Annotated in this window: 9 protein-coding genes; 2 read left to right on the top strand and 7 right to left on the bottom strand. The window is 68.4% G+C overall.

Going from position 1 to position 12585, the window contains the following annotated elements; translation table 11 throughout:
- Positions 1-5: 5 nt before the first annotated feature.
- From FQ137_RS07335 to FQ137_RS07320, 4 genes are read right to left on the bottom strand one after another with little or no spacing between them, the layout of a single operon-like run.
- On the bottom strand, positions 6-1604 hold the full coding sequence (locus FQ137_RS07335) for an acyl-CoA carboxylase subunit beta (RefSeq protein WP_149291810.1): 1599 nt from the start codon (positions 1602-1604) through the stop codon (positions 6-8).
- Complete coding sequence (locus FQ137_RS07330) at positions 1601-2803, bottom strand: acyl-CoA dehydrogenase family protein (protein ID WP_188064826.1); 1203 nt, start codon at positions 2801-2803, stop codon at positions 1601-1603. Before FQ137_RS07330 ends, FQ137_RS07335 begins: the two co-directional genes overlap by 4 nt.
- Entirely contained in the window at positions 2800-4590 is a 1791-nt protein-coding gene (locus FQ137_RS07325; RefSeq protein WP_149291809.1) for an acyclic terpene utilization AtuA family protein, read from the bottom strand. The genes FQ137_RS07330 and FQ137_RS07325 overlap by 4 nt, the downstream gene beginning before the upstream one ends.
- Positions 4587-5405, bottom strand: coding sequence for a TIGR03084 family metal-binding protein (locus FQ137_RS07320; RefSeq protein WP_149291808.1), 819 nt, complete (start codon positions 5403-5405; stop codon positions 4587-4589). Before FQ137_RS07320 ends, FQ137_RS07325 begins: the two co-directional genes overlap by 4 nt.
- A gap of 133 nt (positions 5406-5538) precedes the next feature.
- Between FQ137_RS07320 and FQ137_RS07315 the strand changes: the two genes are divergently transcribed.
- Positions 5539-7146 carry a class I adenylate-forming enzyme family protein gene (locus tag FQ137_RS07315; protein ID WP_149291807.1) on the top strand — a complete coding sequence of 536 codons (1608 nt, stop codon included), beginning with the start codon at positions 5539-5541 and terminating at the stop codon, positions 7144-7146.
- A 12-nt stretch (positions 7147-7158) separates the two neighbouring features.
- On the opposite strand, the gene FQ137_RS07310 is transcribed toward FQ137_RS07315, so the two are convergent.
- Entirely contained in the window at positions 7159-8568 is a 1410-nt protein-coding gene (locus FQ137_RS07310) for an acyclic terpene utilization AtuA family protein (protein ID WP_149291806.1), read from the bottom strand.
- A gap of 36 nt (positions 8569-8604) precedes the next feature.
- Positions 8605-10155 carry a succinate CoA transferase gene (locus FQ137_RS07305; RefSeq protein WP_149291805.1) on the bottom strand — a complete coding sequence of 517 codons (1551 nt, stop codon included), beginning with the start codon at positions 10153-10155 and terminating at the stop codon, positions 8605-8607.
- Positions 10156-10315: 160 nt separating this feature from the next.
- Here FQ137_RS07305 and FQ137_RS07300 point away from each other — a divergent pair, with 160 nt between their 5' ends.
- Positions 10316-10822 carry a MarR family winged helix-turn-helix transcriptional regulator gene (locus FQ137_RS07300; protein ID WP_149291804.1) on the top strand — a complete coding sequence of 169 codons (507 nt, stop codon included), beginning with the start codon at positions 10316-10318 and terminating at the stop codon, positions 10820-10822.
- A 165-nt stretch (positions 10823-10987) separates the two neighbouring features.
- Here FQ137_RS07300 and FQ137_RS07295 read toward each other — a convergent pair whose 3' ends face one another.
- A complete protein-coding gene (locus tag FQ137_RS07295; RefSeq protein WP_149291803.1) occupies positions 10988-12424 on the bottom strand; it encodes an MFS transporter in 1437 nt (478 codons plus the stop codon).
- Positions 12425-12585 lie beyond the last annotated feature (161 nt).

Raw genomic sequence — 12585 nt, 5'->3', positions numbered from 1 at the left:
GTTCCTCACATCCGGAAGACGCCGAAGCGGTCGGTTCCGGCGACTTCTCCGGAGTGGATCGCGGACAGGCTGAGGCCCAGCACCGTCCGGGTGTCGCGGGGATCGATGACGCCGTCGTCATAGAGCATTCCCGACAGGAACGCCGGCAGTGACTCCTTCTCAATCTGGTCGGCGATTGCGCTCTTGAGACCATCGATGGTCTCGGCGTCCATCTCCTGGCCGCGGGCGGCGGAGGCCGCGGCGGCGACGGAGGTCACGACGTCGGCGAGCTGCTGCGCGCCCATGACAGCAGACTTGGCACTGGGCCACGAATAAAGGAACCGTGGATCGAACGCCCGGCCACACATGCCGTAGTGGCCAGCGCCGTACGAGGCCGCGGTGATGAGCGACAGGTGTGGGACTTCGGAGTTCGAGACGGCGTTGATCATCATCGCGCCGTGCTTGATGATCCCACCTCGCTCGTATTCCGAGCCGACCATGTAGCCGGTGGTGTTGTGCATGAACAGCAGTGGAGTGTTGTACCGGTTGGCCAACTCGATGAACTGGGTGGCTTTCTGCGCCTCCTCGCTGAAGAGCACGCCGCGGGCGTTGGCGATGATCCCCACCGGGTAGCCGTGGATCTCGGCCCATCCGGTGACGAGGCTCGCCCCGTAGAGGGGCTTGAACTCGTCGAAGTCGGAACCGTCGACGATCCGGGCGATGATCTCGCGCGGGTCGAAGGGGATCTTGAGGTCCTCCGGGACGATGCCGAGCAGCTCCTCGTCGTCGTAGAGCGGTTCGAGGACCTCGGCGCGGGGGGCACGCCCCTTCTTGGACCAGTTGAGTCGGCGCACGATGCCGCGCGCGACGCGGGCGGCATCGGCCTCGTCAACTGCGAGGTAGTCGGCGAGCCCGGAGACCCGGGCGTGCATGTCGGCACCGCCGAGAGTCTCCTCGTCGGCGATCTCTCCGGTGGCCGCCTTGACCAGCGGCGGGCCGGCGAGGAACACCTTGGAGCGCTCCTCGATCATCACCACGTGGTCGCTCATGCCCGGTACGTAGGCGCCGCCGGCGGTGGAGTTTCCGTAGACCACGGCGATGGTGGGGATGCCGGCCTTGGACAGTCGGGTGAGGTCGCGGAAGAGCGCGCCACCGGGGACGAACACCTCCTTCTGCGTGGGCAGATCTGCGCCACCGGACTCGACGAGGCTGATGACCGGGAGCCGGTTCTTCATGGCGACGTCGTTGAGCCGGAGGATCTTGCGCAGGGTCCACGGGTTGGACGTGCCGCCCTTGACCGTGGGGTCGTTGGCGATGAGCAGGCACTCGACGCCCTCGACGACGCCGATCCCGGCCACCACGGAGGCGCCGGTCTGGAAGTCTGACCCCCAGGCGGCGAGTGCGCATAGCTCGAGGAACGGGGACTCGCGATCGAGGATCATGTCGATCCGCATCCGGGCGGTGAACTTGCCGCGGTCGCGGTGGCGGGCGACTTTGCGCTCGCCGCCGCCGGCCAGCGCCGGTTCGAGGTCCGCGGCGAGTTGGTCGAGCTTGCCCTCCATCGCCTCTCTCGCGGCGCTGAACTCTGGGCTGGTGGTGTCGAGCGTGGAACGCAGGATGGTCATGCGGTGTACCCCAAACGTCGTCCGGCGAGGGTGGTCAGGATTTCGGTGGTGCCTCCGCCGATGCCCAGGAGTCTGACATCGCGGTACTGGCGGCTCACTTCCGATTCGGCCATGAAGCCGAGCCCGCCGAAGAGCTGAACCGCCTGGTTGGCAACCCATTCAGCGCATTCGACGGCCGTGTTCTTGGCAAAGCAGACCTCGGCGATCGCGTCGTGCCCCGACACTGCCAGGTTCACGCAATGGTGCGTGTAGGTACGGGCGAGGTCGATTCGACGGGCCATCTCGGTGACCGTGTTCTGCACCGCCTGCCGCGACAGCAGTGGTTGGCCGAAGGTCTCACGCTCGCGCACCCAGTCCAGGGTGATGTCGAGGCAGCGCTGAGCGTGGGAGTACCCCTGGCAGGCCAGCGCCGCACGTTCGCTGACGAAGCCGATCGCGATCTGGGCGAATCCGTCGTTCTCCGCGCCGACGATGTTCTCCACCGGCACGCGACAGTCGGTGAACGTGAGTTCAGCGGTGTCCGATGCGCGCCAGCCGAGCTTGTCCAGCGGGGCCGAGACGTGGAAGCCGGGGGTGTCGGTCGGGATCACCAGGAGGCTGACCCCGGCGGCGCCCTTGAGGTCGTCTCCACCGGTGCGGACCGCGGTGACGACGAAGTCGGCGCGGGTCGCGGAGGTGATGTACGTTTTGGCGCCGTTGACCACGAAGTGGTCCCCGTCGCGCCGAGCGGTGGTGATCAGGTGCCCGACGTCCGATCCCCCACCGGGCTCGGTGATGGCCAGGGAGCCGATCATCTCACCGGCGAGGGTGGGCCTGACCCAGCGGTCGATCTGCTCCCGCGTACCCGACTGCGCCAGGTGCGGAACGGCGATGCCGCAGGTGAACAGCGATGCAAACACGCCGCCGGACACCCCGGCCTCGTGCAGGGCCTCGCACACCACCAGTGAGTCGATCGCGTTGCCGCCACCACCGCCGACCTCTTCGGAGAACGGGACCCCGAGCAGGCCCAGCTCGCCGGCCTTGCGGTGCAGTTCGCGCGGAATCGCGCCCGCGGCCTCCCACTCGTCCAGGTAGGGCAGGATGTCGCGCTCGGCGAAGCGGGTGGCGGTCTCACGCAGCGCGAGACGCTCTTCGGAGTACCAAGGATCGCCCGGTACGTGCGGGGGGATGGCGGGGGCCGTACTGCGAGGGATGGTCACAGGTCCTCCTTCGCCCGGTCCGGTGCTGGCGGGACGGGGGCCGTGATGCGGTCGGGGATGTCGACGACGCGGGAGCGGAGCCACTCCGCCAGCCCCTTGGCTTGCGGGTCCCAGCGATACCCGTGGGCCACACCCTTGCCCAGCAGTCCGTCGATCACGAAGTTGACCGCGCCCAGTTTGGGAAGTTCATAGCGCTCGATAGGCAGATCCGCCGTCTCGGGCAGGAGGCGGCGGAGTTCGTCGACGGTGAGGGTGTCGCGCATCCAGGAGTAGGCCTCGGCGTCGCCGGCCCACAACCCGATGTTGGCGGTGTCTCCCTTGTCTCCGGAGCGCGCCCCGAGGACGTCACCCAGGGGGCGACGAGTGGCAGGTCCGGTCACCGGGGTGAACTCCGGCAACGCTTCGCCCTCTGCGTCGAGACCGTCGGAGGCGTGCCCGTCGCCCATCTCCGCCATCGCCACCGGGGGGTCGATGTCCACCCGGGTGCCGTCGGGCAGCACGGCGATGTGCGGCACGGTCTCCTGTGAGAGGTAGGCGGGGATGTAGACGCCGTAGGGCGCGCCGCGTCCGGGCGGGCCGCTGGGGGTGGCGCCCGGGTAGCTGGAGAGGGTCATGGCGACGGCTGCATCCGAGAACGCGCGGCCCACGATGTCCTTGTCCGTGTCCCAGCCGACGATGGTGAGCATCGCGGTGGCGGCGGCCTGGGTGTCAGCGTCGGGGTGGTCGGTTCGCTGGAGACGGAACTGCAGCTCGGCTGGTTCGCGTTCCAGACCGGCGCGGAACTGGCGCTCGACCAACGCGGCCTTGTCCTCGATGTCCAGACCCGTGAGCAGGAAGGTGATCTCGTTGCGATGGCCACCGAGGCACGTGACGGACACCTTGGTGGTGGGCGGTGCGGTCTCGCCGCGGACGCCGGAGACCCGGACCCGGTCCGGCCCCTCCTGCTCGACGCGGGCGGTGTCAAGGCGGGTGACGACATCGGGTCCGCCATAGCGGGCGCCGGTGACTTCATAGAGCAACTGAGAGGTGACAGTGCCTACCGTGACGGCGCCGCCGGTCCCGGGGTGTTTGGTGATGACCGAGGTGCCGTCGGCGGAGATTTCCGCGATCGGGAAACCCGGGGTGACGGGGTCGGCGATCTCGCCACGGTTGAAGAACGCGTAGTTGCCGCCTGTGGCCTGTGTTCCACACTCGATGATGTGCCCGGCAGCGGTGGCGCCGGCGAGTGCGTCGAGGTCGTCGCGCCCCCAGCCGAAGTGGCTGATGGCGGGCCCGACGATCACCGAGGCGTCGGTGACCCGCCCGGTGACGACGATGTCGGCGCCCGCGTCCAGGCAGCGGGCGATGCCGAACGCACCGAGGTAGGCGTTGGCGGTCACGGGGAGACCGGCATCGGCCGGAATGTCGAGTTCGTCGACCCTGTCGATCAGGTCGTCCCCCTCGACGTGCGCGACCTTCGGCTCCAGCCCGTGCCTCGCGCCGAGTTCGCGGATCGCGTCGGCCAGTCCGGCAGGGTTGAGGCCGCCGGCGTTGGCGACGATCTTGACCTTCTTCTCGAGCGCCAGCCCGAGACAGTCCTCGAGCTGGCGGAGAAACGTCTTGGCGTAGCCGAGTTCGGGGCTCTTCATCCGGTCGCGACCGAGGATCAGCATGGTCAGCTCTGCCAGGTAGTCCCCGGTGAGCACATCCAACTCGCCACCCTCAAGCATCTCGCGCATGGCGGAGATGCGGTCGCCGTAGAAGCCGGACATATTTCCGACCCGCAGTGGGGTGCTGTTCACGGTCATGCTCGTGTTCCCTTCTCGCGGCCGTCTCCGGCGACCCCGGCGAAGGCCTGGGCGATGTCGAGCCAGTGGGATGCGTCCTCGCCCTGCGCCTCGAGAGCGGTGTCGTCGCGGTGGATGCGCTGGGTGACCAGGAGGCAGAAGTCGAGAAGCGGGCCGGTGACCCGCTGCTGGGCGTCTGCGGGCCCGAATTCGATGACGGTGCCGTCATCTCGGGTGAGGGCGACGTGGATCTCGGACGTGGGGGCCTCGAGCCCGTTCATGGCGTACGAGAAGGCACGGGTCTTGAACCCGAGCTTGGCCACGTGGGGCAGAGCTCCGACGAAGGCCGGGTCAGAGCTCACGGAGACGCCGAGTCCGTCCGCCACGTCGAATCCATGGGCCCAGGTCTCCATGATTCGTGCGGCGGCCATCGATCCGGGGCGCATGGGCGGACCGAACCATGGGATCTTCTCCCCCGGGTCGGCCGCCTTGAGCGCATCGCCGAGTTCACCGCGGGCCAGGCGCCAGCGGGCCAGGACCTCCTCGCGACCGGTGGCTGCGATCTCAGCGGCACCCACGTCGACGAAGCCGGTGGGGTCCTCCATGGCCTTCTCGACAACAGCCTGGAATGCTCCGGCGTCGCGGATGGCGGTGAGGGACACCTCGTCCGTCCAGGCCAGGTGGGCGATCTGCATGGCGACGTCCCAGCCCTCGGCCGGGGTACCAGTGTTCCAACGATCGGCACCCGCGGTCTCGACGAGTTCGTCCACTCGGGCATTCAGCGCCACGAGGGCCGCATGAGGGTCCTCCGTCGCGGAGGGCTGGGAGTTGGTCATGACGAGAACAATCCCACCCCTGCCGAAATAAAGCAAGCATGAATGCTTGCTTTATTGGGTGGCCCCTGGCAGTGTGAATGTTGGTGATCCCCGTCACTCCCGGCGTGGGACACCCGACGCTTCTGGAGACACCGTGCGACTAGATCTGACCGGGATCGATCCCGTCGACCACGCCCTGGCCCGCCGCTGCTCGGTGGGCGACATCCCCACACGCGCGGCAGCAACCTTCTCGGGCCGGACCGCCGTCAGCGATGACACTGGATCGTGGACATACGCCGAACTCGAGGCGATCGCCAACCGGTTCGCCCACGGGCTGGTCGCGCACGGGATCGAGGAGGAGGAGCCGGTCGCGATCCTGTCGACGAACTGTCGTGAGTTCGTCGCCACCTACTTCGGGACGGCCAAGGCAGGGATGGTCTCACTGCCCATCAATCTCTTGTCCGGGCTGGACAACATCACGCATGCCCTCACCGACTCCGGAACCCGCATCCTCGTGGTTCACGGCTCACTCGCGGAATTGGTGATGGGGGCGGTGGCCGCCATTCCCGCGATCCGCACCGTCGTCGTCATCGGGGGCGTCCCCGATAGCCTGGAGGCACCCGCCGGCGGTCCCGCCGTGCTCGGCTGGGACGACCTGCTCGCCGGGGACGACTCCAACCCGGACACGGTGATCGCCGACCGCCAGATCGTTCAGTGCCTGTACTCCTCCGGCACCACGTCACGCCCCAAGGGCGTGCTCACTTCGCACCTCGCGGTGACGATGGCCGGCCTGTCCAACGGCGCGGTCTTCGGCCTGGCGTGGGGGGCGCAGGCCTCGATCACAGTGCTCCCCCTCCCCCTGTTCCACACCGCCGCGCTCAACGGCGTATTGGTCCCCGGGATCACCATGGGCGCCACGGTGCACCTGCTCCCCGGATTCGAGCCGGTGACGTACGTCGACACCGTGGCGCGGGTCCGCGCCACCCACCTGGTCGCGCTGCCCCTCATGCTCGAGGCCCTCGCCGAGGGGGCCGACCGGGGCCTCGATCTGTCGTCGGTCGAGGTGGCCCTCTACGCGATGGCGCAGATGCCGGAGCAGGTGCGCCGCCGACTCGAGACCGCGATGCCCGACGCGAAGATCGTCCTGGGCTCCGGGATGAGCGAATGCACCCCGGCGACCGTCATGCAATGGCCGGAACTGGGCTCCACTAAACCCGACTCATGGGGTTACCCCACCCCCGTCGCCGAGAACCGCATCTGCGAACCCGGCGGGGACGAACTGCTGCCGCCCGACACCGACGGCGAGATCGCCTACCGCGGCCCGACCGTGATGGAGGGCTACTGGAACAACCCGGAGGCCAACGCCGGGGTTTTCGCGGGCGGGCACCTGCACTCCGGGGACCTGGGCCGGATTGATCCGGAAGGGGTGGTGTGGTTCGCGGACCGGGTAAAGGACATCGTGAAGTCCGGCGGCGAGAACGTTTCCTCACTGCACGTGGAGCAGGTGCTGCTCGATCACCCACACGTCGCGGAGGTCGCGTGCGTAGGGCGCCCCGATCCCAAGTGGGGCGAACTCGTGATCGCGGTGGTGGTGCCCGCCGAGGGAGCGCCAGCAGAGGAACACCTCAAGGCCTCCGTGATGGAGTTCGGCGCCGAACGGCTCTCGCACTCGCACCGGCCGCGAGACGTCGTGGTGGTCGACGCCATCCCCCGCACCGCCACGGGCAAGATCCGCAAGGTCGAGCTACGCGCGATGCACTGACCGGGGTCGGAACTAGGGACCGACCTCGAGCAGCTCGCCGGGGATTTCCAGGTGGGCGGCGGCGAGGTCGGCCCCGAGCCCAGGGCGCAACACCTCGCCCCGCGGCGGCCGGGCGACGAGGTTGACCGCTCGGAGATTGGGCAACAGGTACCGACGGACGTCCATGCCGTCCAGCGCCGGGATCAACTCACGGAACCGCTCAACGGTGAGCTCCCCGACCAGCCAGGCGAATGCCGAGTCGTCCCACGTCCACACCGCGATGTTGACCCCGCGGCCGATGACCCCGCGGCGCACGCTCGCCACCGAACCCAGCACCGCGGTCACGGGCTCCCCGCCCGGAACCGAGCCAGGGGCCCACGGGGAGGGCAACTGTCCCGACCCGATGGGAGCGGTCTCCGCGGGGACTGGGACCGCGACGCGTGTGCCGTCGGGCAAAACGACCGAGTGGCCCGCGTCCTCCTGGGCCAGGGGCCGGGCGACCCGGGCGGGGCTCCCCTCGTCCGGCGTCCCCCGGGTCATGGCGACCACCGCGACGACGGGGGGCGCCGCCTCACCGCGTGCGCCGCTGATGCGGACCCGGTCCGTGCCCTCCTGCGCCAACCGGAGTGAGTCGAGCCGGAGGACCACGTCCGGGGCCGCGTACCGCACCCCGGCGACACCATCGAGGAGCTGATCGGTGACGGTCCCGACCGTGACCGATCCGAAGGCCGACGGATGCCGTGTGATGACCGCGCACCCGTCGTCGGAGATCTCGGCGATGGGGTACCCGCCGGTGACCGGATCGGTGGTGCGGGTGACGTCGGTAGTGGAGTCCACGACGCCGGTCGCGCCGGGGCCACCGGAGATCACGTGCCCCACTGCGACAGATCCGGCCAGGGCGTCTAGTGCGGACGGCGTCCAGCCGTGGTGGGCTGCTGCGGCGCCGACGACGAGCGCCTCGCGACTAACACGCCCGGTGACGACGACGACGGCGCCGGCCGCCAGCGCCCTTGAGATGCCGAATGCACCGTGACGCACCGTCGCGACGTCGGCCTCCCCGAGCCCCAGTTCGACTGCCCGGTCCGTGACGTCGCCGGAGTCAACGCAGGCCACGGCGAGATCCATGCCCGCCGCCCTGGCCGATTCACGCAGTTCCGCAGCAAGCCCCTCGGGGTCGAGGGCGCCGGCGTTGGTGACGATCCGCACTCCCCCGGCTCCGAGCGTGTCGAGGCACTCACCGATCTGGACCAGCGCCGCACCCTCGTAGCCAGGTCCGCCGGCCGCACGCTGCTCGGCGAGCTCGAGCATCGCCTCGTCAGACAGCATGTCGAGCGCGAGGACGTCCAGAGCCGCCGCAGCGAGGAACTCGGCCGTCGCCGTGGCGCGGTCGGCCCGCGATGCCGAGACGTTGCCGATACGCAGGGGACTCTGTGTGCTCGTCATCAGTCCTCGGACTCCTTGTCGATCAGGGGTGGGCGCCTACCCCAGCATGCTCCCCGTCGCGGCGAGACGCGTGTGGAAGGAGAAGGCGTCCTCGAGGATATGCGGAGTGTTGCCTGCGTCGGGACGTGCCTCGGCCCGGTCGAGGTAGTCGTGCAAGAGGGGCCGATAGGCGGGATCGGCGCAGTGACCGACGATGAGACGCGCCCGCTTGCGCGGGCTGAGGCCGCGCAAGTCGGCGAGTCCGTGCTCGGTGACGATCACCTGGACGTCGTGCTCGGTGTGGTCGACGTGCGGGACCATCGGCACGATCGCCGACACCGAACCGTTCTTCGCGGTGGACGGGCTGAGGAACATCGACACGTACCCGTTGCGGGTGAAGTCGCCTGATCCTCCGATGCCGTTCATGATCCGAGTCCCTCCCACGTGGGTGGAATTGACGTTTCCGTACACGTCGGCCTCGAGCATGCCGTTCATCCCGATGATTCCGAGCCGCCGCACGATTTCGGGGTGGTTGCTGATCTCCTGCGGACGCAGCGTGATGTGCTCCCGGTACAGATCGAAGTTGTCGACCAACTCCTCAAGCCCCGCCCGTGACAGGGCGAGCGCGGTCGCCGAGGCGTGCGAGACCTTACCCTCGCGGATAAGCCCGAGCATGGAGTCCTGGATGACCTCCGAGTAGCAGGTGAGGTCCGAGAAAGGCCCTGCCGCGAGACCGGCGAGCACCGCGTTGGCGACGTTCCCGATCCCCGCCTGCAGCGGGAGGAGGCTACCCGCGGGCATCCGGCCGCGCGCGACCTCGTGCTCGAAAAATTCAACCACGTGACCAGCGATGGCCTCGCTGACAATATCCGGTGCAGTGAGTGCACTCTCGGAGTCTTTCGCGGAGGTCGGGACCACGGCGATGACCTTGGCCGGGTCCACCTCCAGGTGGAACTGTCCGATCCGGTCATCCGGACGGGTGAGCATGATCGGACGTCGATCAGGAGGCAGCGCGGTGCCGTAATAGACGTCGTGCATACCCTCCACACCGAGCGGGACCCATGAGTTCACCTCGAGGATCACCTTGTCAGCGACCTCGAGCCACGTCTTGTTGTTGCCCACGGACATCGACGGCACCAGCTTGCCGTCGTCGGTTATGGCCGCCACCTCGACCACGGCGACGTCCACGTTCCCGTAGTACCCCTCCCACACCTGCTGGGCGACGTGCGACAGGTGGATATCGACGTAATCCATACGGCCAGCGTTGATCGCGCGACGTGCCGTGGGCTCGCTCTGGTACGGCATACGAAGCGCGATGCCGTCGACCTCGGCGAGGGCCGCTTCGGTCTCGTTGGCCACGGACGCCCCGGTGAGAAGGTTGACGCTGAAGTTGCCGCCGCGCGCTCGCACCGTGCGGATCCGCTCCGCGAGCGCCGCGGCGAACGCCTTTGGGGTGCCGGCGCTGGCGAACCCGCTGATCGCCACGGTGTCTCCGTTGGCAATCCGGGAGACCGCGGACGTCGCGTCGGTGACCAGGCCCTGGAAATGCGGGTGGCGGATTCGTGACGGGTCGTACGCGGTTCCCGAATGGTGGACGGCGTTGCTCATGATCCGGAGCTTATCGTCAGGACCCACGTAACCACGCCTCGCGAACACGCGGGTACCCCTCATGTGGTGAGCCCGGCGATCCCGCAGGTCTAGCGGGTGAGTGCGGGGCGGGCGGATAGACTCACCGCACCGTCCCCGTCCTGCCATCCAGGAGTGAGCCTTGCCCCCCAGGACCGCCCCGATCCCAGATCGCATCGACCAGGCGCGCGCCAACTGGGAGCGCGAGGGCTGGATCGACGCCGCCCAGGGGATGACGGTGGTGACCTCCGTGATGCGGGCCCACCAGATCCTTCTGGCCAGGGTCGAGGAGACCCTGCGCCCGTGGAACCTGTCCTTTCCCCGCTACGAGCTGCTGCGACTGTTGGCTTTCTCGCGCTCTGGCGCATTGCCGATCACCAAGGCCTCCGAGCGTCTCCAGGTGCACGTCACCAGCGTCACCAGCGCCATGAAGCGCCTGCTGGACGCGGGCCTCGTGGAGCGCCGGCCGCACCCGACTGACGGTCGAACGACGCTGGTGGAGATCACCGCCGAGGGCCGCCGAGTGGTTGCCGAGGCGACCACCGCGCTCAACACCGGCGTGTTCGCCGATCCGGGGATGGAACAGGACGAGCAGGTGGCGCTCATCGAGGCCATCGCGTCGCTGCGCCGGTCCGCTGGAGATTTCTGACGGGGCGCCCCTCCAGCGCCGCAGGTCAGCGACGCGGCGGCGTCGTGGATGCTCGCGTGACTCGACACAGCACCGCGCCCGGCCCCCTCTCGGGTGGGGCCGGGCGCGGCTGCTCTGAGGGCGGATCCCGTCAGGACCTCGGTCCGCGGTGGCCGCAGGTGCGGGTCACGGCACCTCGGTGGCGAGGGCGCGGTCCTGGGTGATCTCCGCATCGGCGTGCATCACGTTCTTGCTCGACTCGGTCATGGCCACCACACACAGCATGGACATGGCGGACAGTATCGAGAGCATGATCCCGACCCCGAGCGTGTTGCCCGCGGCGACCATCGCGGCGGCGGCGAGAGGCGGAAGTGCGCCACCGAGGATGCCGGCGAGGTTGTAGCCGAGGCCGGCACCGGTGTAGCGGTACCGGGCCTGGAACAGCTCGGGAAGCAGGGCACCGGCCGGACCGTAGGCGATGCCGAAGATGATCAGGGTGACCAGGAGGACCACCGCGAAGGCTATCGGCGACCCGGTATCCAGGATCGGGAACACGAACAGGGCCCAGACCATGGCCAGCGCGACCGAGGTGCCGATGACCTTCTTCCGACCGATCCGGTCCGAGTACATGGCCGAGACGGCGATTGCACAGCCGAAGACCAGGGCGGCGACCATGCCCATGCCGAGGACGAACGGGCGTGAATGGTCGAGGTTCTTGGTGGCGTAGTTCGTCAGGAACGAGGTGCCCATGTAGAACAGGGAGAACAACGAGGTGAGGGCGCCTCCGGCGATGAGGATCTCCCTCCATTGGTGCCGAACGGCATCAGCGAAGGGCAGGGTTCTCTTGACCACGGCCCCGGTCTCCGTGCGAGCCTGGTCCTGCTTGAAGACGGGAGTCTCCTCGATGGAGATACGGATCCACAGTCCGACCAGGACGAGCACGGCGGAAAGCAGGAACGGGATACGCCAGCCGTACTGCATGAACGGGCTGTTGACGTCCGCACCGTCACCGGCGATCAACGAGAACAGCAGGAAGGTTCCGGAGGAGAGGAAGAACGCGAAGGCGACTCCGAGCTGCGGCCACATTCCCATCATCCCGCGCTTGCCCACGGGCGCGTACTCGGCGGTGAGCAGAGTCGCGCCCGCCCACTCACCACCCACGGCGAAGCCCTGGAAGAAGCGGCACGCGACGAGCAGGATCGGCGCCATGATGCCGATGCCGTTCTCGAATGCCCCGAACGCGCCGGTTTCGTAGCCCGGGAGGAGTCCGATGAACACCGTGGCGACGCCCATGATCATCAGCGTCCAGACCAGCGCGCGCTTACGGCCGATCCGGTCACCGAAGTGTCCGAACACGCCCGCGCCGACCGGACGGGCGAAGAACGCCACGGCGAAGGTCGCGAACGACGACAGCGTCGCCGCGGCCGGATCCTGACCCGGGAAGAACAGGGTCGGGAAAACCAGTGCGGCCGCGGTGCCGTAGATGAAGAAGTCGTACCACTCGATGGTCGTGCCGATCGAGGACGCGGCGGCGACCTTCGCGAGTGAGGTCTTCTGCGGGACCGGGGGGAGGTTCGGCGACAGTGGTGCCGAATCACCCGCCGGGAGGTTTGTGGCTGTCAAGACAACTCCAGTGTTATGAAGGGGCGCCGAGCAGGTGTTCGCCGGCGTGGTCGTTATCTCCCGACGCAGGTACGTCGATCAGTCATGAAGGTATGTGATTGTCGCCACACCCGATACACCCGAAAGTGGATGGAAGGTGATCCGTGCCACATCCAGGTCCC

Source organism: Dietzia sp. ANT_WB102, from assembly GCF_008369165.1.
Classification (GTDB): domain Bacteria; phylum Actinomycetota; class Actinomycetes; order Mycobacteriales; family Mycobacteriaceae; genus Dietzia.
Note: the sequence above shows the minus strand (reverse complement) of the source record. Positions and strands in the feature narration are given on the sequence as shown.

Excerpts from the sequence above, each read along its gene's own strand:
- FQ137_RS07335 (WP_149291810.1), bottom strand. The coding sequence starts at position 1,604 with ATGACCATCCTGCGTTCCACGCTCGACACCACCAGCCCAGAGTTCAGC.
- FQ137_RS07325 (WP_149291809.1), bottom strand. The coding sequence starts at position 4,590 with ATGACCGTGAACAGCACCCCACTGCGGGTCGGAAATATGTCCGGCTTC.
- FQ137_RS07320 (WP_149291808.1), bottom strand. The coding sequence starts at position 5,405 with ATGACCAACTCCCAGCCCTCCGCGACGGAGGACCCTCATGCGGCCCTC.
- FQ137_RS07310 (WP_149291806.1), bottom strand. The coding sequence starts at position 8,568 with ATGACGAGCACACAGAGTCCCCTGCGTATCGGCAACGTCTCGGCATCG.
- FQ137_RS07305 (WP_149291805.1), bottom strand. The coding sequence starts at position 10,155 with ATGAGCAACGCCGTCCACCATTCGGGAACCGCGTACGACCCGTCACGA.